The organism is Corynebacterium lujinxingii, assembly GCF_014490555.1.
Classification (GTDB): Bacteria; Actinomycetota; Actinomycetes; order Mycobacteriales; family Mycobacteriaceae; genus Corynebacterium; species Corynebacterium lujinxingii.
Genome location: NZ_CP061032.1, coordinates 1,134,303 through 1,160,182 on the forward strand (window position 1 = coordinate 1,134,303; position 25,880 = coordinate 1,160,182).

Consider the following 25,880-nt stretch of genomic DNA (forward strand, 5'->3'; position numbering starts at 1 on the left):
GTTGTTTTTCAAATTCCGGGTGGACATGCACCCCGGGTCGTGTTGGTGGATGCCGTCAGGGTGTCTGCGTGTGGCCTGGTGTGGGTGTGTGTGCTCGTGTGGTGTGACACTGAGGTGTCGCGGCAACGAAAAAATCGTTTGTGTGTGTTGGCATGCTGTTGGGTGTCTGGGGCAACATTGTGTGTTCCTGTTGTTGTGGCATCCCGCTGACTTATGGCCGCGTGTTGGTGGTTGTTGGTGTGGGGTGTGTGTTGTGTGAGAACTGTATAGTGGACGCGAGCATCTTGTTTTTCTGTAATTTGTGTTGTTTGTTGAGTGTCTACAGTTTGTAGTCGTTCGTGTGTATAAAGCAGCAGTGTGTGTTGTTTTGTGTTACGGGCGTATGGTGGATGCCTTGGCATGCTGGGCCGATGAAGGACGTGTGAGGCTGCGTTAAGCCTCGGGGAGTTGCCAACTAAGCGTTGATCCGAGGATGTCCGAATGGGGAAACCCAACATCAGTTGTGTGGTGTTACCTGCAGGTGAATGCATAGCCTGTGTGGGGGTTGACGTGGGGAAGTGAAACATCTCAGTACCCGCAGGAGAAGAAAACAATTGTGATTCCGTGTGTAGTGGCGAGCGATAGCGGATGATGGCTAAACCGTGTGCGTGTGATACCTGGGTAGGGGTTGCGTGTGCGGTGTTGTGGGGTGTGGTTGTTGCGGGCTACCTGACCGCAGGTGTGTGTTTGTGCGTTAGCGGAAGCGTCTGGGATGGCGCGCCGGAGCGGGTGATAAGCCCCGTACGCGAAGGCGTTTACAGGCATGTGCTGATCATTGCCCCGAGTAGCAGCGGGCTCGTGGAATCTGCTGTGAATCTGCCGGGACCACCCGGTAAGCCTGAATACTCAGTGTGACCGATAGTGAATAGTACCGTGAGGGAATGGTGAAAAGTACCCCGGGAGGGGAGTGAAAGAGTTCCTGAAACCATGCGCTTACAATCCGTCAGAGCACCTGTTTGTGTGTGATGGCGTGCCTTTTGAAGAATGAGCCTGCGAGTCAGCGGCATGTCGCGAGGTTAACCCGTGTTTAGGGGTAGTCGTAGCGAAAGCGAATCCGAATAGGGTGGTTTGAGTGGCATGTCCTGGACCCGAAGCGGGGTGATCTACCCATGGCCAGTGTGAAGCAGCTGTAAGAGGTTGTGGAGGCGCGAACCCACTTAGGTTGAAAACTGAGGGGATGAGCTGTGGGTAGGGGTGAAAGGCCAATCAAACTCCGTGATAGCTGGTTCTCCCCGAAATGCATTTAGGTGCAGCGTGATGTGTGCTTACCGGAGGTAGAGCTACTGGATGGCCGAGCGGGACTATCATCTTAGTGACGTCAGCCAAACTCCGAATGCCGGTGAAGTCAAGCATTGCAGTGAGACTGTGGGGGATAAGCTTCATAGTCGAGAGGGAAACAGCCCAGATCGCCGGTTAAGGCCCCTAAGGGTGTGCTAAGTGGAAAAGGATGTGGGATCGCGAAGACAGCCAGGAGGTTGGCTTAGAAGCAGCCATCCTTGAAAGAGTGCGTAATAGCTCACTGGTCGAGTGGTTCTGCGCCGACAATTCAGTGGGGCTCAAGCACACCGCCGAAGCCGCGGCAAACATTTTGTTTGGGTAGGGGAGCGTCGTGTGTGGGGTGAAGCCGTACTGTAAGGAGCGGTGGACTGCATGCGAGTGAGAATGCAGGCATGAGTAACGAATGATACGTGAGAATCGTATCCGCCGAATGACTAAGGGTTCCTGGGTCAAGTTCGTCTTCCCAGGGTGAGTCGGGTCCTAAGGCGAGGCCGACAGGCGTAGTCGATGGTTAACGGGTTGATATTCCCGTACCCGTACACGCGCGCCCAGTATTGAAGCGGTGATACTAACCACCCTGATCCACCTGCTGTTGCCGACCCTTGTGGTTGGTTGGTTGGTGGTGATGCGTGGGGCCTGATCCGTGGTAGATCAGTGATGGGGTGACGCAGTGAGGTAGCCGAGCCACTTATTGGATTGTGGTGCAAGCGTGTGGCACGACAGCATGTGAAATGCGGCTGTCATGTGTGTGAGGCGTGATGCGTAGCCCAGTGTTGGGTGATGTTGGTGATCCTGTACTGCCGAGAAAAGCCTCTAGCGATGTGTGTGTACGGCCCGTACCCGAAACCGACACAGGTAGTCAAGTAGAGAATACTCAGGCGGTCGGGTGAACTGTGGTTAAGGAACTCGGCAAATTACCCCCGTAACTTCGGGAGAAGGGGGACCTGGACTGGTGCCTGGTCATACGACTGTGGTTGCTGGTTCAGGTCGCAGAGAATAGAGGGGAGCGACTGTTTATCAAAAACACAGGTCCGTGCGAAGACGGTTAAGTTGATGTATACGGACTGACGCCTGCCCGGTGCTGGAAGGTTAAGAGGACCTGTTAGACCTTTTTGGTCGAAGCGGAGAATTTAAGCCCCAGTAAACGGCGGTGGTAACTATAACCATCCTAAGGTAGCGAAATTCCTTGTCGGGTAAGTTCCGACCTGCACGAATGGCGTAACGACTCCCCTGCTGTCTCAACCACAGACCCGGTGAAATTGCAGTACGAGTAAAGATGCTCGTTTCGCGCGGCAGGACGAAAAGACCCCGGGACCTTCACTATAGCTTGGTATTGGCATTCGGTGCGGTTTGTGTAGGATAGGTGGGAGATGTTGAAGCCGTCACGCTAGTGGTGGTGGAGTCGTTGTTGAAATACCACTCTGACCGTAGTGGATATCTAACCTTGGCCCATGATCTGGGTTGGGGACAGTGCCTGGTGGGTAGTTTAACTGGGGCGGTTGCCTCCCAAAATGTAACGGAGGCGCCCAAAGGTTCCCTCAGCCTGGTTGGCAATCAGGTGTTTAGAGTGTAAGTGCACAAGGGAGCTTGACTGCGAGACCTACAAGTCGAGCAGGGACGAAAGTCGGGACTAGTGATCCGGCACCTACTTGTGGATGTGGTGTCGCTCAACGGATAAAAGGTACCCCGGGGATAACAGGCTGATCTTCCCCAAGAGTCCATATCGACGGGATGGTTTGGCACCTCGATGTCGGCTCGTCGCATCCTGGGGCTGGAGTAGGTCCCAAGGGTTGGGCTGTTCGCCCATTAAAGCGGCACGCGAGCTGGGTTCAGAACGTCGTGAGACAGTTCGGTCTCTATCCGCCGCGCGCGTTGAAACTTGAAGAAGGCTGTCCCTAGTACGAGAGGACCGGGACGGACGTACCTCTGGTGTGCCAGTTGTTCCGCCAGGAGCATTGCTGGTTGGCTACGTACGGGAGGGATAACCGCTGAAAGCATCTAAGCGGGAAGCCTGTTTTAAGATGAGGTTTCATTTGAGGTTCCCAGGAGACGACTGGGTTGATAGGCCGGACCTGGAAGCACAGCAATGTGTGGAGGCGACCGGTACTAATACACCGAACAAACCAACCACCTGTTTGCGCACACAAAAGGTGCAAACAACACAACAAAACAAACACGAACTGTTCGCGTCCACTATGCAGTCCTGACACAACACACCACCATGTCACGGACAACACATAATTTGAATACTGGTCACCACACGCTGGACGACCCGACACACAAAAACCCCAAGGATGTGTCGGTGGTTGATAGCGGCGGGGAAACGCCCGGTCCCATTCCGAACCCGGAAGCTAAGCCCGCCCGCGCCGATGGTACTGCCCCCGGGAGGGAGTGGGAGAGTAGGTTACCGCCGACCCAACAACTTCACACAACGCGCCCGTCGACGAAACCCCCACCAAGGGTTTCATCGACGGGTGCTTTTGCTATGCCCGCACCCGCACGCCACACCCACTTGTCCGCAATGCGGTGTGGGAGCCAAGGCTATCTCGATAAATCGTAAGGGAATCGTTGGTGTTCACCCACTTGTCCGCACGGGCGGAGTGCCGCGTGAACCAGATCGAGGTCGGCCCTGTGGGGAGCGCTCATGGGCTACTTTTTTGGAAAGCGCTCACTATTCGTTGGTGTTCACCAAATTGTCCGCAACGGCGGAATAGTTGGTCCGCACGCACTTGTCCGCAATGCGGAGATCACACCGGCGGTCCGTCCCCTGGGCTGGTTTGTAAAACCCGTTACCTAACACAACCGACCAACACAAACACGCCCTGAACCCTTGAAACACAACGAGTTTTACAAACCACCACCCGCAACACCGCCGCTTCCGTCGTACCCACCCCCTTTGTGATCGTGCCCGGTGAGTAAAACCCGCCCACAATCTCTTGCTGGACACCCAGGAAGCCCACAACCGCGGATTGGTTGGTGCTGACCAAGTTGTCCGCAATGGCGGAATAGTTGGTCCGCACCCAATTGTCCGCAATGCGGAATGGAAGTCAACACCAGCGCGGTAGGTAGCGGGAGAATCGTTGGTGGATCCCCACTTGTCCGCAATGCGGAGCGCTGTGTGGCAATCGAAGCGGCGAGCGGGCAACATCCATGTATCGCTGCGGTTAGGAATTCGCCTCGGCTCAGGGGGAACGGCGGGGAGCAGGAATACATCCCTATAATGATCGGGATACGAATTGGAGGGATTCCATGGCAGAAGCCGGTAACGGAAACAACCGAGACGAGCGCCGTTCCAACGATGAAGGCGGGCAGCGTCGCGGTTCGAAGGGTCGTGAGCAGTCCCGGGGTCGTCGTCAAGCGAACGGCTCCGACCGTGGAGACCGCAAGGGCGGGTACCGCGGCAGTAAGGGGAAGGGGCGCGGCAAGGGCGGGCGCCCGGGACAGGGTAACCGTGTCCGTCATGACCGCTCCAACCCGTACCGTGAGGGTTTCCGCGAGGAGCGTATGGCGCAGAAGGAGCGCGAGCCGGATCTGCCGCAGGACCTAGAGATCACCGATCTGGATCCGTCGGTGCTGCAGGATTTGAAGGTGTTGTCGAAGGACAATGCGGATCGCGTCGCTAAGCATATGCTGATGGCGACTGATCTGCTTGAAGACGACCCGAAGCTCGCACTCGATCACGCTCGGGCGGCGAAGAATCGCGCGGGCCGTGTGGGTGTGGTCCGTGAGACCGCAGGTGTAGTCGCGTACCGCGCAGGCGAGTGGAAGGAAGCGCTGTCGGAGTTGCGTGCCGCACGACGCATCTCCGGTGGCCCGGGATTGCTTGCTGTGATGGCTGACGCGGAGCGCGGTCTGGGGCGGCCCGAGAAGGCGCTCGAACTCGGTCGGAGTCCGGAGGCGAAGGAGCTGGACGAGGCCGGCAAGATCGAGTTGGCGATTGTGCTGGCCGGTGCCCGTCATGACTTGGGGCAGCACGACTCCGCCTTGGCGACGCTGCAGCGGCTTAACCCGTCGCTGGATTCGCAGGGATTTGAACAAATGCGTCTGTCGTATGCGTACGCTGACGCGCTGCTAGCAACGGGTAAGCGCGATGAGGCGCGATCGTGGTTCGAGCACGTCGCCAAGGTTGACACTGATGGGCTTACCGACGCCGCTGAGCGTGCGAAGGAACTGGGGTAGGAACATGGCGCTGCAGGATAACCACGACGCGCTCCTGCTGGATCTTGACGGAACGGTGTGGAATGGCGGCGTGGCCATTGAGCACGCCGTCGATGCCATCAACGGTTCGGGTCTGGCTGCGATGTACGTGACAAATAATGCGTCGAGAAGCGCGGGCGATGTTGCGCAGATGCTCAACGCGATCGGCCTTAACGCGGCGGAGCAGGAAGTAATCACCTCCGCCCAGGCGGCGCTGACCATGGCGGAATCCCACCTCGAGCACGGCGACTCGGTTCTGGTTGTTGGAGCTGCGTCGTTCAAGCAGCTTGTGAGCGACGCCGGCTACCGCGTTGTCGCTAGTGCCGACGACAACCCGAAGGTTGTCCTTCACGGCCACAACCCGGAGACGGGCTGGGCGCAGCTTTCCGAGGCCGCCCTGGCGATTCAACAGGGCGCGATCTATCTGGCAACCAATCTGGACACCACGTTGCCGATGGAGCGCGGGTTTATGGTCGGCAACGGGTCGATGGTCGCGGCGGTGACCTCTGCAACCGGTGTCGTGCCTGAGGCGGCGGGAAAGCCGGGGCCGGCCATGTTCCTCCAGGCCGCTGATCGCCTCGGGGCGAAGCGTCCGCTGGCGGTCGGCGACCGATTGGACACTGACATCGCAGGCGGTGTGGCCGCCGGTATTCCTGCATTGCATCTGCTCACTGGCGTCTCGGGCCCGCTGGCCCTGATCGAGGCCCCGAAGGAGCACCGGCCGACGTTTATCGCCGACGATCTTCGTGGCCTGACGCAGGATGCCGAGTCGCTGCGTCCGGGTACGCAGGGCGGGTTCACCGCCCGCATTGATGGCGACGACATCATCCTCGGAAACGGCAATGACGCAGCCACACCGACTGAGGCGCTGCGAACCGTGCTCGAGGTGGCGTGGCACATGGACACCCCGCCGGAGTACGTCCGGCCGAACTCGGAGGCCGCCGAACGCGCGACCGCACAGTGGTGGTGACATGACTCCGCCGCTGCCACGCGACCCGCGTGCTCCGCACACCACACCAGCCGAGGTCACCGAGAAGTTCGAGGGAATTCTTTCGGAGGAGACCGCGACGCTGTCTGAAGAAGTCGATGTACTCACCCGCGCCCACGCCGTTCTCGGCGAGGCGCTGCAGGAAAGGAACGGCTGATGGCGCCGAAGCGCACCCGGTTGGACGCGGAACTTGTCCGCCGTAAAATTGCGCGGTCACGTGAGCAGGCTCAGAGCTGGATCAAGGAAGGTCGCGTGGAAGTCGGCGGCTTTGTCGCGTCGAAGCCGGCGACGGTGGTGGAGCCGGAGGTATCGATCCGCGTTAGCATCGAGGATCTCGAAGATTGGGCGTCGCGTGGCGCGCACAAACTGCTTGGGGCGTTAGAAGCGTTCCAGGAGTTGAGCGTCGAGGGTAAGCGTGCGCTGGATGCTGGCGCCTCCACGGGCGGATTCACCGATGTTTTGCTGAAGCACGGCGCGTCGGAGGTTGTCGCCGTCGACGTCGGTTACGGGCAACTCATCTGGCGTCTGCAAAACGACGACCGCGTGACAGTGCTGGACCGCACGAACATTCGCAACCTCACCCCAGACATGATGGGTGGGCCCGCAAATCTTATGGTGGGCGACTTGTCCTTCATCTCGCTGAAGCTGGTCCTTCCGGCGCTTGTCGACTGCCTGGAGGACGGCGCCGATCTTCTGCCGATGGTCAAACCGCAATTTGAGGTCGGCAGGGACCGTCTCGGTTCCGGTGGCGTGGTGCGTTCGCCGGAGTTGCGCGAAGAGGTCACGCTTGACGTGGCAAGGTTCGCGCAAGGGTTGGGGCTCAGCGTGCGCGATGTGGCAGCCTCGCCGCTGCCGGGCCCGAGCGGTAACGTGGAGTACTTTCTGTGGCTGGTCAAGGACGGCGGGGCGACTTCGCTTGACGACGACACCCTGACCGCCACCGTCCATCGTGCCGTCAAGGAGGGGCCGCAATGACCACCGCGCGCGAGATCTTGCTCGTTCCGCACCTGTTTCGCGAGTCGAACATCGAATCAGCCGCGCGGGCTGCAACCTTGCTCGAGGAGGCTGACATCACCGTCCGCCTGCTCGAGCAGCAGCGGATGGATGCGATTGAGACGCACCCGGTGTTGAGCGGGCTCAAGCGTGCGGCGGCCGACGCTGACGCAGCGGCCGGTTGCGAGCTGGTTCTGGTGCTCGGTGGCGACGGAACCTTTTTGCGTGCGGCGGGCTACGCGCGGGCGCAGGATATTCCGGTGCTGGGGATCAACCTGGGCCATGTGGGCTTTCTCGCTGAGGGCGAGGCGGAGAGTCTGGAGCAGTCGGTGCGCCAGGTCGTCGATAAGACGTACCGGGTGGTCGACCGGATGACGGTCGACGTGACGGTGACCGACCAGGCGGGGGAGGTCGTCGGCAGGAGCTGGGCGCTCAACGAGTGCAGCGTGGAAAACATGGAGCGCTCCCGTGTGCTCGACGCGACGCTGGAAGTTGATTTCCGCCCGGTGTCCTCGTTCGGTTGCGACGGGGTGCTCGTGGCTACGCCAACAGGTTCGACGGCGTACGCGTTTTCGGCGGGCGGGCCAGTGATGTGGCCAGCGCTGGATGCGATCTTGGTGGTGCCGAACAACGCGCACGCCTTGTTTGCCAAGCCGTTGGTGGTCTCTCCGAATTCGACGGTCGCGGTGGAATCCGAGCCGACGACGAGTGACGCGACCGCGGTTATGGACGGCATCCGCCGGATTCCAGTCCCGGCTGGGGCGCGCGTCGAGGTGGTGCGCGGGGCGCGTCCGGTGCGGTGGGTACGCTTGGACGACAAACCGTTCACAGACCGGCTGGTGGACAAGTTCCAGCTGCCGGTGTCGGGGTGGCGCGGACCGCGCGGCCAGGCAGTTTAGGGAGGCGATGTGCTCGCAGAGATCGCAATTTCGAATCTTGGCGTGATCAGCCACGCCTCGGCGGAATTGTCGCCGGGGCTCACTGTGCTCACCGGTGAGACTGGTGCCGGCAAAACGATGGTGGTCACGGGGCTGCGGCTGCTCACTGGCGGGCGTGCGGATGCCTCACGGGTGCGCACGGGCGCGAAGGAGGCAGTCGTTGAAGGTGCGTTTTCCACCGAGGGGCTGCCGGAGCCGACTATCGACGACGTCCGTTCCGTCGCAGAAGGCGCCGGTGCACAGCCGGACGAAAACGGCGAGTACCTCGTCTCCCGCTCGGTGAAGGCGTCGGGGCGATCGAGCGCGCACCTGGGCGGCCGGAAGGTGCCGGCGGCGGCGTTGGGGGATTTAGCCGCGCACCTGTTGACCATCCACGGTCAGAACGACCAGCTGCGTCTGCTCGCGCCGGAGCAGCAACTGGCGGCGCTCGACCGCTTCGACCCAGCGATCGCTCCGAAGCTTGAGGCTTACCGGGAGGTCTACACCGAGTGGCGCCAGGCGGTGAAAAGCCTCAAGGAGCGCACGGAAAAGCGGCTTGAACTGGCCCAGGAGATGGACCGGCTGCGCTTCGCGATCGAGGAAATCGATGCGGTGTCGCCGCAGGCAGGCGAGGACGATGAGCTCGTTGCCACGATCAACCGCCTGCAGGACGTCGACGCGTTGCGTGAGGCGGCCCAGACCGCGTTGGTGGCCATCGACGGCGCTGAGGCCGTCGGCGCGTTTGGTGCAGATGAGGAGGAGCCGGCGTCGGATCTCGTCGGCAGGGCGCAGGCGGCGCTTGCATCGTCGAGCGACGAGGCTCTCCGGGAACTCGGTGTGCGTCTGGGCGAGGTGGCGCGAGTACTCGCGGACGTCTCCGCGGAACTGGGCGCGTACACCGCCGACTTGCCCTCAGACCCGGACGAGCTTGAGCGCCTGCTGCAGCGCCAGCAGGAACTCAAGAGCCTGACGCGCAAGTACGCGCCGGACATCGCCGGTGTGGTCGCCTGGCGCGAAAAGGCGGGAAAGCGGCTGGGACAGATCGATACGTCGGAAGAGGCCGTCGACAAGCTCAAAACGCAGGTGGCCAAGCTAGAAAGCGAGATGAAAACACGGGCGGCCGCGCTGACGAAGGCGCGCGCCAAGGCCGCCAAGCGTTTAGGCGAGGCCGTGACCGAGGAACTGCACGGCCTGGCCATGCCCAAGGCGCAGCTACGTGTGGAGGTCGCTGAAGCCAAGTTCGGACGCGACGGGGCCGACACGGTGGAGATCACGCTCGCGCCGAATGCTGCGCTTGAGCCGAAGCCCTTGGCGACGAGCGCGTCCGGCGGCGAACTCTCGCGCGTCATGCTGGCACTTGAGGTGATCTTGTCCGAATCGTCAAGCGGGGCAACGCTGGTGTTCGACGAGGTGGACGCTGGTGTGGGCGGTCGCGCCGCAGTTGAGATTGGGCGGCGGCTTGCGCGGTTGGCGAGGCGCAACCAGGTGATCGTCGTCACGCACTTGCCCCAGGTGGCGGCGTACGCGAACACGCACCTGCACGTGTCCAAGGATGTCGGCGACGAGGCGGTGACCTCAGGGGTGGGCACCCTTGCCGATGAGGAACGCATTGAGGAGTTGGCGCGCATGATGGCGGGTCTCGACGATTCGGACACCGGTCGCGCACACGCCACGGAGCTGTTCACCCGGGCGCAGCGCGAGGTGGAGGAAATGCGGGCCTAACCCGCGCGCCTCCCCGGTTCAGGCAGGTCAACGTTGCACAATGGCACGCATGACTGTTGGAACTGGGGAAGCGGCCGCGAAAGAGTTGCGCGGCACGCTCCGCGACTGCACACCGCAGGGCAAAGGGCTCGCACGTCTTGGCGAGGGCGACATCGCGTTCGTCGACGCGCCGGACATGCAACGGCGCTTGGCGGAGCAGCTGATTTCGCGGCGGCCGGCCGCGGTAGTCAACCTCTCGCCGTACAGCACCGGGACGCTGCCGACATTCGGCCCCCACTTGCTGCTCGACGCCGGCGTGCCGCTCTACGAGTCCGTCGGCTCGGAACTGCGCTCCAAAATCCGCGACGGCAAAAAGGTGACGCTCGCTCCCAGCGGCGAACTGACCTTCGGGCGCAAGAACAGCGCCAAGGCTGAACCGGTTACGCGTGAGCAGGTCGACGCCTCATTTGCCGAGGCGCAGCGCGGCCTAGTGGAGAACATGGAGGCCTACTTCGGCAACACTATCGAGTTCATCCACTCCGAGGCGCCGTTGCTGATCGACGGCGTCGGCGCGCCCGAACTGGGTGATGTGATCGCAGACCGCAAGGTGGTCGTCGTCTCGCCGGGCGAGGACACCCGCCGGCGCATGTCGGGTATCCAGAACTTCATGCAGGAGTACACCCCGGTGATCATTGCAGCCGGCTCCGCGGCGAACACGCTGGCGCAGATGGGATACGCGCCGGACTTCATCGTGGCGGACCCCGCCGACGTGTCGTCGGAAAACTTGCGCGGCGACGCCCGCGTGATCCTGCCGGCGGACCCGGACGGTTACGCGCCCGGGTTGGAGCGCATCCAGGACCTCGGCGTGGGCGCAATGACGTTTCCCGCGGCAACCGATTCGCCGACAGACCTGGCGATCTTGCTGGCGGCGTTCCACGACGCGGAAACCATTGTCACTGTTGGCAATCAGGTAGAGTTGGACCGCATGTTCGCCGATACGGCGCACGCGGACCCGGCAGCGTTGCTGGCCCGGCTGAAGGCGGGCCGCAAGGTTGTCGATTCCACAGTGATTGAAAACCTGTACACGGTCGAGCCGACCAGCGGCGTGGCCTGGGCCTGGGCACTGCTTGGCCTCCTGGTTACCGCGGCGCTGGTGATCCTGGTGGCCGGCCTCGGCGGTAGCGGCACCTTCGCGGACAACCTGACGGGCACGTGGGACACAGTTGCGCAAACCGTGCAGAGCTGGTTCCCATCTGGAGAGGGGGAGTAGACAGCAATGGCGAAACAGATCGGATCTGGCGGCCTGGTCGCAGCCGGCCTCGGCTGGGGGCTAGCGCTCGGCGTCGTGCTCGGCGCGGCGGTGCTCGCCCCGGCGATTCCCGGTGGGCCGGACGTGTTCAACGGTGCGTTCCGCAGCGACGTCGACCACTCCGCAGCGGCGGACGAGGCAACGGAGCAGACGCAGGAAAGCAGCGAGGCGCAACAGCGTTTCGACGCCGCCGAAGACCTCCTGTCGCGCGAATCCGTCTCCATCGTCTCCGGCGCGCTGACGGATGTGCCGGTGGCGATCGTGCGCACGAACACGGCCTCGGACGACGACGTCGCCTCGGTGCGTTGGCTGCTCAACGCCGCGGGCGCGTCCGACGCCGGCGAGTTGCGCTTGACGGAGAAGTTCACGGACCAAAATGCAGCGGACGAACTGTCCACGCTGATTGCCTCGACGTTGCCGTCGGGCGCGCAGTTGAGCGTGGACAACCGCTCGCCGGGCATGCACGCGGGGCAGTCGTTGGCCTCCATCATGCTCATCGACCCGGCCACGAACGAGGCCCCGGCGCAGGCGTCAGACCGCAGCCTGGTGATGGACACCTTGCAGCAGTCCGGGTTCGTGGAGCACAAGGGGTCGATTGTGCCGGCCGAGGCAGTGGTGGTCGTCGACGGCAAGCCCGATGCCGCAGGCGGCGAGTTTGGAGCGAAGCTGCTGCGCGATTTTGCCGAGGCCTTGGGCGAGGCTGGCACCACTGTGCTGGCAAGTCAGGAGATTGCCCCGAAGGAGTTGCGCGGGGTGGCAACGGTCGGTGCGGTCGATAGCGAGACTGGCCGGATCTCCACGGTGCTCGCCGTGGCGGAGTAGTGCAATAGGCTCGGATGCTATGAGCCACGAATTCACTGTTGAATCGTCCGAGATCCTCATCGATGCGCCGATCATCGCGGTGCGCCGCGACAGCGTTGTCATGCCGGGCGGCACACCCGCTGACCGGGAGATTGTCGAGCACTTCGGCGCAGTTGCGGTCGTCGCGCTTGACGACGACAACAACGTCGCCCTGGTCGAGCAATACCGCCACAGCGTGGGCCGCCGCCTGCTTGAATTGCCCGCCGGTCTGTTAGACGTGTACGGCGAAGACGAGCTGGAGTGCGCGAAGCGGGAACTGGTGGAAGAAGCCGGGCTGGAGGCCGACGAGTGGGCTGTGCTGGTTGATTTGGTCACGTCTCCGGGGTTTGCGGAAGAGGCGGTGCGGGTGTTCGTCGCTAAGCAACTGCGCGAGGTGGAGCGCCCCGACGCCGAAAACGAGGAAGCCGACATGGGCTTTTCGTGGGTGCCGTTGGACGAGGCGGCGGAGAAGGTGCTGCGAGGTGAGATCGTCAACTCGATCGCGGTTAGCGGCATCCTGGCGGCGAGCAGGGTGGCAGCCGGCGGCGGGCACACGCGCGACGTGGCTGAGCCGTTCGAGTGGCGCCCGCAATCGCTGGCCCGGCGTCGTGGTGAGCGCGGCATTGTGCCGGATATGAAGCAGGTGTGATGGTTCAGGCAGAGCAGTTGGCGGCGCGCTGGCTCGAGCACCTCGCTGTGGAGCGTGGGGTGTCCGAGCACACGCTGAGCAACTACACGCGGGACGTGCGCCGCTACACCGCGTGGCTTGATGGCGCTGGAAAAACGGATTTGTCGCAGGTCACCGCCACGGACGTGGAGGCGTACGTGGCGGATTTGCGCCGCGGCGTCGACGGGGCGAAGCCGCTGGCCGCGTCCTCCGCAGCCCGCGCGCTGACGGTGACGCGCGGGCTGCATCGTTTCGGAGTGGAAGAAGGCGTGCTTTCCGCGGACACCGCGGCAGAGGTTTCACCGCCTGCCGCGGGCGAGAAGCTTCCTGACACGTTGAGCATCGACGAGGTCGCTACGCTTCTCGACGCCTGCCCGACCGAAACCCCAGTCGGCCTGCGCGACAAAGCACTGCTGGAAACGCTTTACGCCACCGGCGCGCGCGTGTCCGAGGTGCTGGATTTGCGTGTCGACGACGCCACCGCAGCCATCGACGCCGATGGCATCCTCGCCGTCACGGGCAAGGGCAACAAGCAGCGCCTGGTGCCGCTGGGGCGCCACTCAAAGGACGCGATCGACGCATACCTGGTGCGCGGGCGGCCGGTGTTCGCGACCGGAAAGTCGCACGCGCTGTTTTTGAACAAGCGCGGTGGCGGGCTGTCGAGGCAAAGCGCGTGGACCGTGATCAAACAAGCCGCGGAGCGCGCGGGCATTCACAAAGAGGTCTCGCCGCACACGCTGCGGCACTCCTTTGCCACCCACTTGCTCGAAGGCGGAGCGGACGTGCGCTCGGTTCAGGAACTGCTCGGCCACGCCTCAGTGACCACCACGCAGATTTACACGCACATCACGGCCGACAGCCTGCGCGAAGTTTGGCGCAGCTCGCACCCGCGTGCGTAAGCTTTCACACTTATGAGTGGACACAGATTCGCACGAGCCCGCCGCGCAGCCTTGGCTGTGCCCGCAGCGTTGCTGCTGACCACCGCCTTCGGCGCGGCACCTGCCACCGCGCAGCTTCCCGGCGGCATGGATCCGGCCCAGGTTGCGGGCATGATCCCGTCGGAAATCACCGTGCCCGCGGGCGAAACCACGACGGTGGACGTCGGGGTGCCCGTGGACGTGAACTACTCCTCGGGCGGGTGGACGGTCACCTCGAACGGCACCTCGGTGTCGGTGACAGCACCTGACCAGGACGGCGCCACCGCGTCGGTACCAGCGAGTGCCGGCGGATACTCGACGACGGTGACCCTTGTCGCTGTCGGCGGCGGCGCGAACACCGACGCCGGTGAAGCAGCCGACGGTGGTGGTGCAGCGGATGCACCAGCAGCGCAGCGGAACAGGGGTGAAGACGGGGACCGAAACGGCGGGTCTGAGCCAACCGATGGTGGATCCGAAGCAACGGGTCGGGCCGGCGAAGGTGCGGGTGCCGCGCAGCGCCCGGAGCGTAAGCAGGCGGAGAAGGCTGACGCCACCAATGCGAAGCGCCTCGAATTTGAAGGCGAGATCCGGGGCAACCAGATTGTGGTCAAGGTCCCGCTGCGCAAGGTCGCGGATCTAATGCAGTACGCCAACTACGACACGTCGAACGCAACCGTGCGTTACGTGGATGTGAACGGACGCATCATCGAGGGCGTCGAGCGCGACGTGGACATCAAGGGGCGCACGCTTACCTTGACCTACCCGGAGGGGGAGACGCCGGACAACCCGTTCATTATTGAGGTGGTCGAAGATGGCGCGGCCACGTTTGTCGCCGTCATTACTTCGGCCAACGCTGAAGTGGAGCGCCCGGAAAACGCAGGCAGCGCGGAAGGTGACGGCTATGACGGTCAAGTCTATGAGGTTGACAAGGGGTCGTCGTCAAGCGGAATTGCCCCGCTTCTCATCGGCGGAGCCGCGCTGTTCGCCGCGCTCGCGCTGCTGATCGTGTTCCTGCGGAAGCGAAGCCGTGGGCGGGTCTAATGACATCGTTGTAAGATGTACGCAGTCAAGGGTTTAGACGTGATCGCAGGAAGGAACGGCCATGGCGGACGACGCGCTGTTTGACGCGGCTGACCAGAAGACGTTTCTGACGGGCCGGCCGTGGCGCGAGTTTGCCAAGCCGAAGGAGCTGGACCGCCATGGGCCAGCGACCGTCATTTCGATGGTGAACCAGAAGGGCGGCGTGGGAAAGACCACGTCCACGATCAACCTCGGGGCCTGCCTCGCTGAGCAGGGTCGCAAGGTGCTCTTGGTAGACCTCGACCCGCAGGGCGCGCTGTCAGCCGGGCTAGGCGTGTCCTACGAGGAGGACCAGGTCACGGTTTACGACCTGCTGTTCGACACCACGGCCAGCATCCACGCTGCGATCAACAAGACGAACGTGTCTGGGCTCGACCTTGTGCCGGCGAACATCGACCTATCGGCCGCTGAGATCCAGCTGGTCAACGAGGTCGGTCGGGAGCATACCCTGGCGCGCGCCCTGCGTCCTGTGCGCGGCGAGTACGACTTCATCATTCTGGACTGTGGCCCGTCGCTGGGCCTGCTGACCGTCAACGCACTCGCGTGCTCGCACGGTGTGATCATCCCGATGGAGTGCGAATACTTCTCACTGCGCGGCCTTGCGCTGCTCACCGACACCGTGGAGAAGGTCCGCGACCGCATCAACTTCGACCTCGACATTGTGGGCATCCTGGTCACCATGTTCGACCGCCGCACCACCCACGCCCGCGAGGTGATGGACCGGGTGGTGGAAGTCTTCGGCGACCGCGTTTTCGACACCGTGATCACGCGTACCGTGCGATTCCCTGAGACGTCTGTCGCCGGCGAGCCGATCATCACCTGGGCGCCGAATTCGCAGGGCGCGGATCAATACCGCAGCCTGGCGCTTGAGGTGCTGGAGCGCACCAGCTAGTGGCGCAAGCACCCGAGCAGTACCCGCAGCCGGAGATCACCGGCTTTACGCTCGTCCTCCAGAACTTCGAGGGGCCGTTCGACTTACTGCTCAGCCTGATTCAGGCGAAGAAGTTAGACGTCACGGAAGTGGCGCTTGCCGAGGTGACCGACGAGTTCATCGCCTACACCCGCGCATTGGGCGAGACCGAGTCGCTCGACGAGGTCACCGAGTTCCTCGTCGTCGCCGCCACCCTGCTCGACATGAAAACGGCGCGCCTGCTCCCGCGCGGCGAGCACGACATGGAGGACGACTTCGAGCTGCTCGAAGCCCGCGACCTGCTGTTCGCCCGGCTGCTGCAGTACCGCGCCTACCAACAGGTCGCCGACCAGTTCGCTCAGTGGCAAGCCAGCGCTAATCGACGACACCCCCGCGCCGTATCCATGGAACCGCGCTTTGTGGATCTGCTCCCGCCAGTCGAACTCGGCCACGACGCGGCTAGCTTCGCAGAACTCGCAGCCTCCGTTTTCCGACCGAAACCTCCGGAAGAGGTGCGCACCGACCATTTGCACGCGGTGGCGGTATCCGTGCCGGAACAGGCCGGGCGCATCCTGGACACGCTGAAACTTGCCGGCTCCGGCACGTGGCTGACGTTTGCCGCGCTGACCCGCGACTGCACCCGGTCGATGGAAGTCGTCGGCCGATTCCTTGCACTACTCGAGCTCTACAAGGCCCGCGCAGTGGAGACGGAGCAGCCGGAAGCGCTGGGGCAACTCGATGTGTCCTGGACCGGGCTCGACGTGGACCCGGCTGTCGTGGCGGCGTCGAACTGGACGTAGGCGCCCGTAGCTAGAATTCAGCGCTATGGAAGACATGCCGATGGTGGCGCAGTTGCGCTCGAGGATCGAATCGGTGCTGTTGGTCGTCGATACGCCTGTCGCCGTCGAAGATCTCGCCGGAGCGCTCGGAGCTACGCACGCCGAGGTGTCAGACCATCTGCGCGAGTGGTCCCGCGAACTCGACGGGCGCGGCAGCGGTATCGATCTGCGCGAGACTGCTGAGGGCTGGAGGCTTTACACCAGGCCGGAAAACGCGGATGCGGTCGAGGCGTTTTTGCTCGACGGCACGCAGAAGAAGCTCTCGCGCGCCGCGATGGAGACGCTGGCTGTGGTCGCGTACCGGCAGCCGGTGACCCGCGCGCAAGTGGCGGGTGTGCGCGGCGTCAACGTCGACGGTGTGATGCGCACACTTGCACTGCGCGGCCTGATCGCGGAGGTGGACCCGGAGCAGGAATCCGGCGCGCACCGGTATGTGACCACCGAGTTATTTTTGGAGCTGCTCGGCATCGATTCGCTCGAGCGGCTGCCGGATCTCGCGCCGCTACTTCCGGACATCGATGCTATCGAAGATGCCTGGTAACCTGCGGACAGGCAATAACCGCATACGACTGCAAAGGATTCGAGGATTTTATGACTCCTCCCGCTCGCCGAGACGGCACACCGGACAAGCCCGAGAAGGACGACACGTTCTACATCTCGTACGCGAAGCCGGCAAAGAAGCAACACGTTCGCCTGGACAAGCGGCGCAAGAACGCCGTAGAGAACGAACCCCACCCGTTGGACGACAACTGGTGGGACGACAACCCGGGCGAGAAGGCCCGCAAGACTGAGGGCATCCGCCTGCAGAAGGTGCTGGCGCAGGCCGGTGTGGCGTCTCGTCGTCACGCAGAGGCCATGATTGACCAGGGCCGCATCGAGGTCAACGGCAAGATCGTCACCGTCCAGGGCATGCGTGTGAACCCGAACGTGGACATCATCCGCGTCGACGGATCCCGCATCAACGTCAACGAGGAGCACGAGTACTTCGTGTTCAATAAGCCACGCGGCGTGCACTCGACGATGAAGGACGAGCACGACCGCACCTCTGTCGGCTCCTACCTGTCGGAGCGCACCGCCTCCGGCCAGCGCCTGTTCCACGTCGGGCGTCTCGACGCCAACACCGAGGGCCTGCTGCTGCTCACCAACGACGGCGAGTTGGCAAATCGCCTGACGCACCCGAAATACGAGGTGTCGAAGACCTACATGGCCACTGTGCTCGGCGAGGCGAACAACGAGCTGGTCAAGCAACTCAAGCAGGGCATTGAGCTTGACGACGGCCCCGCGAAGGCCGGCTTCGCCCAAATCGTGGACGTGCACAACGGCCAGTCGATCGTGCGTGTGGAGCTGCACGAAGGCCGCAAACACATCGTGCGCCGCATGCTCAAGACCGCCGGGTTCCCGGTGCAGCGGCTGGTGCGAACCAAGTTCCACACCGTCCAGTTGGGCGAGATGAAACCAGGCATGATGCGTGCGCTGAACTCCTCCGAGTTGGCGTCGCTGTACAAGGTGGTGGATATGTAAATGGCAGACAATCAGATTTCGAACATGCCCGGCGGCGGGCTGATTCTCGCGGTCGACGGCCCGTCGGGGACCGGCAAGTCGACGATGTGTCGCGCATTGGCCAAGCAATTGGACGCGAAGTATGTGGACACCGGCGCGATGTACCGCGTGGCCACGCTTGCGGTCTTGCGCGTGGGCGTCGATCCGGCGGATACGGACGCCGTGATCGAAGCGACGACCGACCTGCCGCTCGAGGTATCCGACGACCCGGATTCCACTGCGGTGCTGTTCGCCGGTGAAGATGTTTCCGGTGAAATTCGCGGGCCTGAGGTAACCAAGCACGTTTCCGCAGTCTCGGCGATCCCGGAGGTGCGCGTGAACCTGGTGGAGCTGCAGCGCAAACTCGCACGTGAGGCAGGTCGCGCCATTGTGGAAGGCCGCGACATCGGCACCGTTGTGCTGCCGGACGCCCCGGCGAAGGTGTACATGACCGCCAGCGCTGAGGTGCGTGCGAAGCGGCGCTTCAACCAGGACGTCGCAGCCGGCCGCGAGGCTGACTTCGACGCAGTGCTTGCCGACGTCAAACGCCGCGACGACGCCGACTCGTCGCGCAAGACCAGCCCGCTGCGTCCAGCGGACGATGCCGAGGTGGTCGACACCTCCGAGATGGCACCGGACGCGGTGCTCGCCGCACTGACCGCGGTGGTGGAAAGGAGCGCGCGATGAGCGACAAGCATGACGACAACCTCGAGCCGGAAACCCAGTTCATCCAGCCGGGTATCGACGCGTCCGGCTACGACGACGTCGAGCCCTACGAAGTCAGTGCCGACGACGCGGAGTACTACGAGGACCTGGACGACTTCGACGAGTCGGAGTTCGGCGAGGCCGACTTCGGCGACGACGCCGAGACAGACGACTACACCGACGAAGAGTGGGCAGAGATCGAGGCCGAGTACGGCATTCTGCGCCCGGACGTGGTCAAGGAGGCGTTGCCGACTGTCTCCATCGTGGGCCGCCCAAACGTGGGTAAATCCACGCTGGTGAACCGATTTTTGGGTCGTCGTGAAGCCGTGGTGGAAGACCACCCAGGTGTCACCCGCGACCGCGTGAGCTACATGGCTGACTGGAACGGCCGCCGCTTCTGGGTGCAAGACACCGGCGGCTGGGACCCGGACGCAAAGGGCATCCACGGCGCGATCGCTCGCCAGTCCGAAGCCGCGATGGAAGCGTCTGACGTGATCGTCATGGTCGTCGACGCGAAGACCACCGTCACGGAGACCGACATGGTCATGGCGCGAAACCTGCAGCGTGCGGACGTGCCGGTGATCCTAGTGGCCAACAAGTTCGAGTCCGACAACCAGTGGGGCGAGGTCGCGGAGTTCTACACCTTGGGCCTCGGCGACCCGTGGCCGGTCTCCGCACTACACGGCCGCGGCGGTGCGGACGTGCTCGACGAGATCCTGCGCCTGTTCCCGGAGGTTCCGCGCGCTGCGGCGTCGGTGACAGAAGGACCGCGCCGTGTCGCACTCGTCGGCAGGCCGAATGTGGGCAAGTCGAGCCTGCTGAACAAGCTGACCAAGTCCAACCGCGCCGTGGTGGACAACGTCGCCGGGACCACTGTCGACCCGGTCGACGAACTGGTGCAGCTGGACGAGGACCTGTGGACGTTCATCGATACCGCGGGCCTGCGCAAGAAGGTGAAAAACGCCCAGGGCCACGAGTACTACGCCTCGCTTCGCACCCGCGGCACCATCGAGGCCGCCGAGGTGTGCGTGGTCTTGATCGATGCCTCCCAGGAGATCTCCGAACAGGACCAGCGCGTGATCTCGATGGTGCTCGAAGCCGGCAAGGCGATGGTGATCTGCTTTAACAAGTGGGACCTCATGGACGAGGACCGCCGCTACGACTTCGACCGCGAATTCGACCAGACCATGGGGCAGTTGAAGTGGGTGACCAAGCTCAATATCTCCGCCGACACCGGCCGTGGTCTGCACCGTCTCGAGCCCGCGATGAAGCAGGCGCTGGAGAACTGGGATAGGCGCATCTCGACGGGCCAGCTCAACAACTGGCTGCGCGAGGCGATCGCTGCGAACCCGCCGCCGATGAAGAATAACCGCCTGCCGAAGCTGCTGTTCGCCACAATGGCGACGACGCGCCCGCCGACAATCATCCTGTTCACCACCGGCTTTTTGGACGGCGCGTACCGCCGTTACCTCGAGCGCAAGTTCCGCGAGCAGTTCGGCTACCACGGCACCCCGATTCGAATCGCCGTGCGCGTGCGTGAACGCCGTGGCAGGAAGTAGGTCAGCATGGATTCCACGTTCTTTTCGGCTCCGTCCGACCCGCAGGCTCCGCTGCCGCTCATCGTGGCGTTGCACGGCCGCGGCGACAACGGCCGCAACTTCCTAGCAGGGACGGGCCTCGTAAAAGCCAACGCTGTCGTAGTCGCCCCGACCGGCTCCGCCAATGCCTGGGCGCCGGCACCCTACGCGACGACCACGATCGAGCAGGACAAGGCGCGTATCGACGACATCATCGCCCAGTCCCGTGACCGCTTCGACATCGACGCTGAACGCATCTACGCCGTAGGCTTCTCCAACGGTGGCGGCCTCTCGGTGTACCTGTCGACATTGGACGATACGTTCGCCGGCGTCGCGTCCGTCTCTGCTGCCGTGCGCTGCACCGAGGTTGACATTGAAGCCGCAAATCCGGTGGACTACCTCAACATCCACGGCACCCACGATGACGTGGTGCCCTACGACGGAGAGGTCCGCCCGGGCTTTGGTAGCCCCGCCGAGGACGGCATCTTGGGAGCACCGGAAGTTGTGGCGGCGTTCGAGCGCCGCAACGGCGAGACCGCTCGCACTGAGCACCGCCGTGTCGAGGGCATGGGGCACGAGTGGCCGACTGGTCCGTGGGCGCCGCATCGCGGCATCGACGTGACCAAGGAGATCTTCTCCTTTTTCGGTCTCGACGAGCGCGACGACGTCTAAATCCTAGCGGCGGTAGGCGAACGCGTCGGTGCGGTACGGAAGCGGGATGGTCTGGCCGCGGTCGAAGCCGAGCCGGTCGTAGAGGTACCACGACAGGTTCGCCTCCATCTTCGCGCGGGTGTTTTCGTTGGCCTTGAGCCAGTACGAGCGCGTGGCCATCAGTTCGAAGCAGTCCTCCACGGCGATCATGTCGACCCATTCGGTGCGCACCTCGCGCTCGAGGCGCCACGGCGCGGCCACGGTGGGGTAGAAGCCCTCGCGTTGCACGTCTCCGGAGTGCATAATGCGTGACAGTCGTAGCACCCAGGGGTGGCGCACGGCGAGCGTGTTCCAGCACAGCATCAGCGTCCCGCCGGGCCGGATGACGCGGTCAGCCTCGCTGCTGGCTTCATGCGCGTCCACCCAGTGCCACGTCTGGGCGCACGTGATCGCGTCCACGCTGTTGTCGCCAAGACCTGTCGCCTCCGCAGTGGCGCGCCACACCGGCACTTCCGGCAGTTGGGTGTGCAGCACCCGCGCCATGTCGGCGGACGGGTCGCAGGCGTATGTGGTGCGTGTGTCGTCGTTAAGCAACTGCGTGAGTTTGCCCGTGCCGGCGCCGATGTCGCAGACGGTGGTGGCGTCGTCGACAAGCGAAAGCACCGCAGAGGGGTACGTTGGGCGCGCGTCGTGGTAGCGGTCGGCGTCACGGACGAACGCGCTGGCCGCCGTGTGCTGGTGGGCGCGGCTGCGGAAGGTGGGCTGGGACTTCCTGCTGGGCCCCGGGTGAGTTCCGCGCGTAGACATGATGCACTAATCTACCTGTCGTGTTTAATCCGGAGCAGCAGGCGTGATGCGCAAAGTACCGACCCTCGCGGCGGCGGGAGTTTGCGCACTTCTGCTCGGCGGCTGCTCCTCACTTGCAGGCTCCGACCTCAATGAACCGCTGGTGACCACGCGAGCGCTGCCAGCTATTGACGACATCCGCGAGGTCGACCCTTGGTCCGCCCCCTCGTCTGAGACCCGGCACATCAACGCAGGAGGCTTGAAACGCGACTACATCCTGTCGCTTCCCGCCGGCGCAGACCAGCGCGACCGCCTGCCCGTCATCCTCGTGTTCCACGGCTACGGCGAGGACGCGGAATCGGTGCGCAGGAATTCCGGCTTGGATGAGGCAGACGCGATCGTGGCCTACCTCGACGGCGAAAAGAAAGCCTGGGCTCCGGCGCCGTACGCAAAAACATCGGGGGAGCAGGACCTCGACTTCGTCGATGCGGTGCTGGATGAGTTGGGCCGCGATTTCTCTATCGACCGCTCCCGCGTGTTCGCCGCCGGGTTTTCCAACGGCGGCGGATTCGCCGCGTACCTCGGCTGCCAGCGACCGCAAGAGTTCACCGGTATCGCCACTGTCGCCGGTGCCTACTATCACCGCGTATCCGAGGGCTGCTCGCAGATTCCGATGAAGCACGTCGACTTCCACGGCACCGACGACGACATCATCTCCTACGACGGCGGTCGCCGCCACAAAACCGCCTACAACTCAGTCGATGAGATGCTCACCGACGCCGCCGAGCGCAACCACTGCGATGCCCGCGAAGAAGACATCGACGTCGAAGACAACGTGCGCCTGGAACACTGGGCGGGCTGCGACGCCGAACTTGCCCACTACCGCATCGAACACGGGCCGCATGTCTGGCCCGGCGGCGGCAACGACTCGTCCAAGACGGTCGACCAGGGCTTTGCCACCGACAAGATCCTCGAGTTCTTCCGGCTAGGCAAGGGCAGCAAGCGGTAGTCGCTGCGGCCCGCTGCGTTTCGGCACAATGGGCCCATGATCTATAGCTTCGAAGGAACAACCCCAAAGATTCACCCGTCCGCGTTTGTGTCGGACGAGGCGACCATCATCGGCGACGTGGAAATCGGCGAGGACGCGAACATCTGGCCAGGTGTGGTGATCCGCGGCGATGTCGGTGCCATCCGGATCGGCGAGCGCGTCAACGTCCAGGACGGCACCGTCATTCACGTCGATGGCGACGGTGAGACGGTGCTCGAAGAGGATGTGACGATCGGACACCTCGCGATGGTGCACGGATGCCACATCGAAGCCGGTTGCCTCATCGGTATGAGCGCGACCGTATTGTCGCGTTCGCGCGTCGGCAAAGGAAGCATCATCGGTGGCGGGGCAGTGGTGCTTGAAGGCCAGGAGATTCCGGCGTTCTCGCTTGCGGCCGGCGTGCCGGCCAAGGTAAAGCGCCAGCTGGACGAGGACACGTACCCGGACCGGCTCAAGCACGCGGCGTTCTACGTCGACTTGGGCAAGCGCGCGAGTGCAGGGCTGGTGCCGGTGGGGCGGGAACAGGCCCGGTGTGAGCAATAGCTGTAAGTAGCTCGAACCGAAGTGCGCGACCTGGGTGTTTGGTGCAGCGGCCGATCTACTTTCAGCTATTGTTCCTCGCCCCTTCGCTGGGAACGGGGAAGGCCCTATATGAATCGGCACGCACGTGGGCCTACCGCGAGATCCGCAACCACTGGGGAGACCCCGACAGTTTGAGGCGCTCAATCCAAACTGTGGCACAAGCGATCGACGTCGAGATGTTCACAGAGCCACTGCCAACCAACGAAGTCGACCACATCGCTAGGTCAATCCACAAATGGATCATCACCAAGTCCCGCATGTGGGCAGACGGCCCAGCTACGAGGGGCAGCTGTTCCGCATGGCGCAGGATCACACGATGGTGGATCACTTCCGCCCCGGGCCGGGGCTTGAGTCGATCTTTGAGCCGGTGTAGGCGTGCCCACATTGTGCCCGCACCTGCCCGCACTTGGTCGCACGTTACCGCATATGACCTGCCGTGCTTCTAGTTAGGAAAGATGCTGGTCAACAAGAAAACCCCCAGGTCATCCCGGGGGTTTTACTCATGTTGTCGGACTGACAGGATTTGAACCTGCGACCCCCACACCCCCAGTGTGGTGCGCTACCAAACTGCGCCACAGCCCGATTGTCGCCGAAGCAACTGGCCAAATATTACAGCACTGTCATCTGCCCCCAAAAACTGCCAGGTCAACTGACTACGCCGTCCACGTATAGCCACTGGCCGTCACGTCGTTCGAAGCGGGAACGTTCCTGCAGCGAGCCGCCGGGGTAGAGGGCTTCGAAGACGACGGTGCCGGTGGCGTCGAAAAGCCCGCCGCCCTCGGTGGAAATGACGTTGAGGCGGGTGAACGGCTCGCCGGAGGGGTCCACGTCCAGGCCGGCCGGTAGTGTCTCCGGCGCCCAGGTGCGGGCGACATAGGAGCCGTCACCGATGACGAAGGCGGTGTAGCGCGAACGCATGAGCGCCTCAGCGGTCGGCGCGTTGGCAGCGCCTGAGATGTAGCGGCTGCAGCACGCGTCATACGGCATGCCCAGCCCGCACGGGCACAGGCCCCGCACCTCAGACCGCACTCCAGCCATTATTTGCCCAGGCGCTCAGCGCGGTGAAGCTTGTTTTGGCGGCGACGGCGCTCCAGCGAGGCGGTCTCCGCGGTGGTCTCGATGGCACCCTTGTCCACGTATCCGTCGACGGTGGAGGAAGCGCCGGCGGCGCGCAGGGTTTCCACCTGGTCGTCGGAGAGGTCGCCGTAGAGGGTAATCAGGCGGGTGAAGGTGCCGTCGCCGTTGTGGTTGACTTCCACGCGGACGTCGTCAAGCGGCATGCCCTTCGCTGCCTCGCGCACGGCCTGGGAGCAGGACACCGCGAGCGCGGACATGTACAGGCCAGTCGACGTCACGCCCTGGCCCTTGCCGCCGGTGTTCTTGGAGCGGTCGGTGGTGATCGCGTGATCCGAGGTGCGCACCACGTCGCCGTACTTCGTGCCGCGGGCGGAGTATGACACGGCGTTGGAGTCCGTGGTCTTCGCCGGCACGAACAGGTCCTCGGTGTACTGTACGGCCCAGGAGCCGATGATGTCCGCGGCACGCTGCGCGGTGCCCTGGCGGGTCAGCAGGTGATCGGCCTTGTCGAGGGACATCAGCGACTTCGGGTAGCGCGCCAGCGAGAAGATGTTCTGGGCGTTGTCGATGCCGACGGTGATGTCGATCGGGGAGTGCACAATAAGCAACGGCTTGCGCAGCTTCGGCAGGTATTCCTCCGGGTTGGTCTCCGCGAGATCCTCGAGGAACTCGCGGGAGATGACCAGCTCGCGGCCGCCGAGGACGACTGGCACGGAGCCGTTGGCGTCGGCCTCGCCGATCGCGTGGGCGTAGTGCAGCACGGAGTGTGCTGGGTCGAACGGCGCGCCGACGGTCGCCACAGCCTTGATCATCTGCTTCAGCTCCGGGCGGGTCGCTGCCTTAAGCGCGGCCGCGCCACCGAGGGAGTGGCCCATTAGCAGCTGCGGGGCTTTGTAGTTTTCTTCGAGCCACAGGGCTGCGGCGACGATGTCGTCGACATTCTCGGAAAACGACGTGTTTTGGAACTCGCCCTCGGACTGGCCCAGGCCGGGGAAGTCGAAACGCAGGGTGGCGATGCCGTGCTCGGTGAGTCGCTTCGAAATGCGCGACGCACCCGGCGTGTGGCGGGATCCTGCGAAGCAGTGCGCGAAAATCGCGTACGCCTGCGCGGGTCCGTCCGGCCTGTCGATGGTGCCGGCCATCATGTGCCCCTTGGACGAGGGGACTTTCACGTTCATAGACAGCATTGGTTGGCTTCCCTCCTCAATTCGACGTACAGCGTAATCGTGTCACCATGTCT

General features: G+C 63.5%; 24 protein-coding genes, 1 tRNA gene and 2 rRNA genes. 23 read left to right on the forward strand and 4 right to left on the reverse strand.

The window, feature by feature from the left end; genetic code table 11:
* Positions 1-362: 362 nt before the first annotated feature.
* The 20 genes from IAU68_RS05615 to IAU68_RS05710 all read left to right on the forward strand — a co-directional run bounded on the left by IAU68_RS05615 (position 363) and on the right by IAU68_RS05710 (position 21,168).
* Positions 363-3,446 (forward strand): 23S ribosomal RNA (locus IAU68_RS05615).
* A gap of 169 nt (positions 3,447-3,615) precedes the next feature.
* Positions 3,616-3,733 (forward strand): 5S ribosomal RNA (gene rrf / locus IAU68_RS05620).
* 833 nt (positions 3,734-4,566) lie between these two features.
* Entirely contained in the window at positions 4,567-5,496 is a 930-nt protein-coding gene (locus tag IAU68_RS05625) for a PgaA family protein (protein ID WP_171193921.1), read from the forward strand.
* Between the two features lie 4 nt (positions 5,497-5,500).
* On the forward strand, positions 5,501-6,484 hold the full coding sequence (locus tag IAU68_RS05630) for an HAD-IIA family hydrolase (RefSeq protein WP_171193922.1): 984 nt from the start codon (positions 5,501-5,503) through the stop codon (positions 6,482-6,484).
* A gap of 1 nt (position 6,485) precedes the next feature.
* Positions 6,486-6,659: a hypothetical protein gene (locus IAU68_RS05635; RefSeq protein ID WP_171193923.1), complete on the forward strand. Its 174-nt coding sequence runs from the start codon at positions 6,486-6,488 to the stop codon at positions 6,657-6,659.
* Positions 6,659-7,477, forward strand: coding sequence for a TlyA family RNA methyltransferase (locus tag IAU68_RS05640; protein WP_171193924.1), 819 nt, complete (start codon positions 6,659-6,661; stop codon positions 7,475-7,477). The genes IAU68_RS05635 and IAU68_RS05640 overlap by 1 nt, the downstream gene beginning before the upstream one ends.
* Positions 7,474-8,394: an NAD kinase gene (locus tag IAU68_RS05645; protein WP_171193925.1), complete on the forward strand. Its 921-nt coding sequence runs from the start codon at positions 7,474-7,476 to the stop codon at positions 8,392-8,394. Before IAU68_RS05640 ends, IAU68_RS05645 begins: the two co-directional genes overlap by 4 nt.
* Positions 8,395-8,403: 9 nt before the next feature.
* A complete protein-coding gene (recN, locus tag IAU68_RS05650) occupies positions 8,404-10,134 on the forward strand; it encodes a DNA repair protein RecN (protein ID WP_171193926.1) in 1,731 nt (576 codons plus the stop codon).
* Between the two features lie 49 nt (positions 10,135-10,183).
* Positions 10,184-11,383 carry a putative cytokinetic ring protein SteA gene (gene steA / locus IAU68_RS05655; protein ID WP_328700692.1) on the forward strand — a complete coding sequence of 400 codons (1,200 nt, stop codon included), beginning with the start codon at positions 10,184-10,186 and terminating at the stop codon, positions 11,381-11,383.
* A 6-nt stretch (positions 11,384-11,389) separates the two neighbouring features.
* Positions 11,390-12,244, forward strand: a complete 855-nt coding sequence (locus IAU68_RS05660) for a copper transporter (protein ID WP_171193928.1) — start codon at positions 11,390-11,392, stop codon at positions 12,242-12,244.
* 19 nt (positions 12,245-12,263) lie between these two features.
* Complete coding sequence (locus IAU68_RS05665) at positions 12,264-12,911, forward strand: NUDIX domain-containing protein (protein ID WP_171193929.1); 648 nt, start codon at positions 12,264-12,266, stop codon at positions 12,909-12,911.
* On the forward strand, positions 12,911-13,828 hold the full coding sequence (xerD, locus tag IAU68_RS05670) for a site-specific tyrosine recombinase XerD (protein ID WP_171193930.1): 918 nt from the start codon (positions 12,911-12,913) through the stop codon (positions 13,826-13,828). The genes IAU68_RS05665 and xerD overlap by 1 nt, the downstream gene beginning before the upstream one ends.
* Positions 13,829-13,840: 12 nt before the next feature.
* The gene (locus IAU68_RS05675; protein WP_231699111.1) at positions 13,841-14,887 is read left to right on the forward strand and encodes a hypothetical protein; all 1,047 of its coding nucleotides are present in this window, start codon (positions 13,841-13,843) and stop codon (positions 14,885-14,887) included.
* A 61-nt stretch (positions 14,888-14,948) separates the two neighbouring features.
* Positions 14,949-15,818: a ParA family protein gene (locus IAU68_RS05680; RefSeq protein ID WP_171193931.1), complete on the forward strand. Its 870-nt coding sequence runs from the start codon at positions 14,949-14,951 to the stop codon at positions 15,816-15,818.
* Positions 15,818-16,636 (forward strand): segregation and condensation protein A, encoded by an 819-nt coding sequence (locus tag IAU68_RS05685; RefSeq protein WP_171193932.1) that lies wholly within the window; start codon positions 15,818-15,820, stop codon positions 16,634-16,636. The genes IAU68_RS05680 and IAU68_RS05685 overlap by 1 nt, the downstream gene beginning before the upstream one ends.
* 25 nt (positions 16,637-16,661) lie before the next feature.
* Positions 16,662-17,216, forward strand: coding sequence for an SMC-Scp complex subunit ScpB (gene scpB / locus IAU68_RS05690; RefSeq protein WP_231699112.1), 555 nt, complete (start codon positions 16,662-16,664; stop codon positions 17,214-17,216).
* Positions 17,217-17,266: 50 nt separating this feature from the next.
* A complete protein-coding gene (locus IAU68_RS05695; RefSeq protein ID WP_171193933.1) occupies positions 17,267-18,196 on the forward strand; it encodes a pseudouridine synthase in 930 nt (309 codons plus the stop codon).
* The gene (cmk, locus tag IAU68_RS05700) at positions 18,197-18,901 is read left to right on the forward strand and encodes a (d)CMP kinase (RefSeq protein WP_171193934.1); all 705 of its coding nucleotides are present in this window, start codon (positions 18,197-18,199) and stop codon (positions 18,899-18,901) included. It abuts the gene before it with no gap.
* The gene (gene der / locus IAU68_RS05705) at positions 18,898-20,478 is read left to right on the forward strand and encodes a ribosome biogenesis GTPase Der (protein ID WP_171193935.1); all 1,581 of its coding nucleotides are present in this window, start codon (positions 18,898-18,900) and stop codon (positions 20,476-20,478) included. Before cmk ends, der begins: the two co-directional genes overlap by 4 nt.
* Positions 20,479-20,484: 6 nt before the next feature.
* Entirely contained in the window at positions 20,485-21,168 is a 684-nt protein-coding gene (locus tag IAU68_RS05710) for an alpha/beta hydrolase family esterase (protein WP_171193936.1), read from the forward strand.
* A 3-nt stretch (positions 21,169-21,171) separates the two neighbouring features.
* Here IAU68_RS05710 and IAU68_RS05715 read toward each other — a convergent pair whose 3' ends face one another.
* Positions 21,172-21,954, reverse strand: coding sequence for a class I SAM-dependent methyltransferase (locus IAU68_RS05715; protein ID WP_171193937.1), 783 nt, complete (start codon positions 21,952-21,954; stop codon positions 21,172-21,174).
* A 46-nt stretch (positions 21,955-22,000) separates the two neighbouring features.
* On the opposite strand from IAU68_RS05715, the gene IAU68_RS05720 reads away from it, so the two are divergent.
* The 3 genes from IAU68_RS05720 to IAU68_RS11495 all read left to right on the forward strand — a co-directional run bounded on the left by IAU68_RS05720 (position 22,001) and on the right by IAU68_RS11495 (position 23,936).
* Entirely contained in the window at positions 22,001-22,942 is a 942-nt protein-coding gene (locus IAU68_RS05720; RefSeq protein WP_171193938.1) for a PHB depolymerase family esterase, read from the forward strand.
* 36 nt (positions 22,943-22,978) lie between these two features.
* On the forward strand, positions 22,979-23,524 hold the full coding sequence (locus IAU68_RS05725; protein WP_171193939.1) for a gamma carbonic anhydrase family protein: 546 nt from the start codon (positions 22,979-22,981) through the stop codon (positions 23,522-23,524).
* Between the two features lie 274 nt (positions 23,525-23,798).
* Entirely contained in the window at positions 23,799-23,936 is a 138-nt protein-coding gene (locus tag IAU68_RS11495; RefSeq protein ID WP_231699157.1) for a hypothetical protein, read from the forward strand.
* A 135-nt stretch (positions 23,937-24,071) separates the two neighbouring features.
* On the opposite strand, the gene IAU68_RS05735 is transcribed toward IAU68_RS11495, so the two are convergent.
* The 3 genes from IAU68_RS05735 to IAU68_RS05745 form a co-directional block, all read right to left on the reverse strand.
* A tRNA-Pro gene (locus IAU68_RS05735) sits at positions 24,072-24,145 on the reverse strand.
* Positions 24,146-24,208: 63 nt separating this feature from the next.
* Positions 24,209-24,601 carry a YchJ family protein gene (locus tag IAU68_RS05740; RefSeq protein WP_171193941.1) on the reverse strand — a complete coding sequence of 131 codons (393 nt, stop codon included), beginning with the start codon at positions 24,599-24,601 and terminating at the stop codon, positions 24,209-24,211.
* The gene (locus tag IAU68_RS05745) at positions 24,601-25,827 is read right to left on the reverse strand and encodes a bifunctional alpha/beta hydrolase/OsmC family protein (protein ID WP_171193942.1); all 1,227 of its coding nucleotides are present in this window, start codon (positions 25,825-25,827) and stop codon (positions 24,601-24,603) included. The genes IAU68_RS05740 and IAU68_RS05745 overlap by 1 nt, the downstream gene beginning before the upstream one ends.
* Between the last annotated feature and the right edge of the window lie 53 nt (positions 25,828-25,880).

What these genes read in the sequence shown, in the direction of transcription:
- IAU68_RS05625 (WP_171193921.1), top strand. Translation starts at nt 4,567, where the DNA reads ATGGCAGAAGCCGGTAACGGAAACAACCGAGACGAGCGCCGTTCCAAC.
- IAU68_RS05630 (WP_171193922.1), top strand. Translation starts at nt 5,501, where the DNA reads ATGGCGCTGCAGGATAACCACGACGCGCTCCTGCTGGATCTTGACGGA.
- IAU68_RS05635 (WP_171193923.1), top strand. Translation starts at nt 6,486, where the DNA reads ATGACTCCGCCGCTGCCACGCGACCCGCGTGCTCCGCACACCACACCA.
- IAU68_RS05640 (WP_171193924.1), top strand. Translation starts at nt 6,659, where the DNA reads ATGGCGCCGAAGCGCACCCGGTTGGACGCGGAACTTGTCCGCCGTAAA.
- IAU68_RS05645 (WP_171193925.1), top strand. Translation starts at nt 7,474, where the DNA reads ATGACCACCGCGCGCGAGATCTTGCTCGTTCCGCACCTGTTTCGCGAG.
- steA (WP_328700692.1), top strand. Translation starts at nt 10,184, where the DNA reads ATGACTGTTGGAACTGGGGAAGCGGCCGCGAAAGAGTTGCGCGGCACG.
- IAU68_RS05660 (WP_171193928.1), top strand. Translation starts at nt 11,390, where the DNA reads ATGGCGAAACAGATCGGATCTGGCGGCCTGGTCGCAGCCGGCCTCGGC.
- IAU68_RS05665 (WP_171193929.1), top strand. Translation starts at nt 12,264, where the DNA reads ATGAGCCACGAATTCACTGTTGAATCGTCCGAGATCCTCATCGATGCG.
- xerD (WP_171193930.1), top strand. Translation starts at nt 12,911, where the DNA reads ATGGTTCAGGCAGAGCAGTTGGCGGCGCGCTGGCTCGAGCACCTCGCT.
- IAU68_RS05675 (WP_231699111.1), top strand. Translation starts at nt 13,841, where the DNA reads ATGAGTGGACACAGATTCGCACGAGCCCGCCGCGCAGCCTTGGCTGTG.
- IAU68_RS05680 (WP_171193931.1), top strand. Translation starts at nt 14,949, where the DNA reads ATGGCGGACGACGCGCTGTTTGACGCGGCTGACCAGAAGACGTTTCTG.
- scpB (WP_231699112.1), top strand. Translation starts at nt 16,662, where the DNA reads ATGGAAGACATGCCGATGGTGGCGCAGTTGCGCTCGAGGATCGAATCG.
- IAU68_RS05695 (WP_171193933.1), top strand. Translation starts at nt 17,267, where the DNA reads ATGACTCCTCCCGCTCGCCGAGACGGCACACCGGACAAGCCCGAGAAG.
- cmk (WP_171193934.1), top strand. Translation starts at nt 18,197, where the DNA reads ATGGCAGACAATCAGATTTCGAACATGCCCGGCGGCGGGCTGATTCTC.
- der (WP_171193935.1), top strand. Translation starts at nt 18,898, where the DNA reads ATGAGCGACAAGCATGACGACAACCTCGAGCCGGAAACCCAGTTCATC.
- IAU68_RS05710 (WP_171193936.1), top strand. Translation starts at nt 20,485, where the DNA reads ATGGATTCCACGTTCTTTTCGGCTCCGTCCGACCCGCAGGCTCCGCTG.
- IAU68_RS05715 (WP_171193937.1), bottom strand. Translation starts at nt 21,954, where the DNA reads ATGTCTACGCGCGGAACTCACCCGGGGCCCAGCAGGAAGTCCCAGCCC.
- IAU68_RS05720 (WP_171193938.1), top strand. Translation starts at nt 22,001, where the DNA reads ATGCGCAAAGTACCGACCCTCGCGGCGGCGGGAGTTTGCGCACTTCTG.
- IAU68_RS05725 (WP_171193939.1), top strand. Translation starts at nt 22,979, where the DNA reads ATGATCTATAGCTTCGAAGGAACAACCCCAAAGATTCACCCGTCCGCG.
- IAU68_RS11495 (WP_231699157.1), top strand. Translation starts at nt 23,799, where the DNA reads ATGGATCATCACCAAGTCCCGCATGTGGGCAGACGGCCCAGCTACGAG.
- IAU68_RS05740 (WP_171193941.1), bottom strand. Translation starts at nt 24,601, where the DNA reads ATGGCTGGAGTGCGGTCTGAGGTGCGGGGCCTGTGCCCGTGCGGGCTG.
- IAU68_RS05745 (WP_171193942.1), bottom strand. Translation starts at nt 25,827, where the DNA reads ATGCTGTCTATGAACGTGAAAGTCCCCTCGTCCAAGGGGCACATGATG.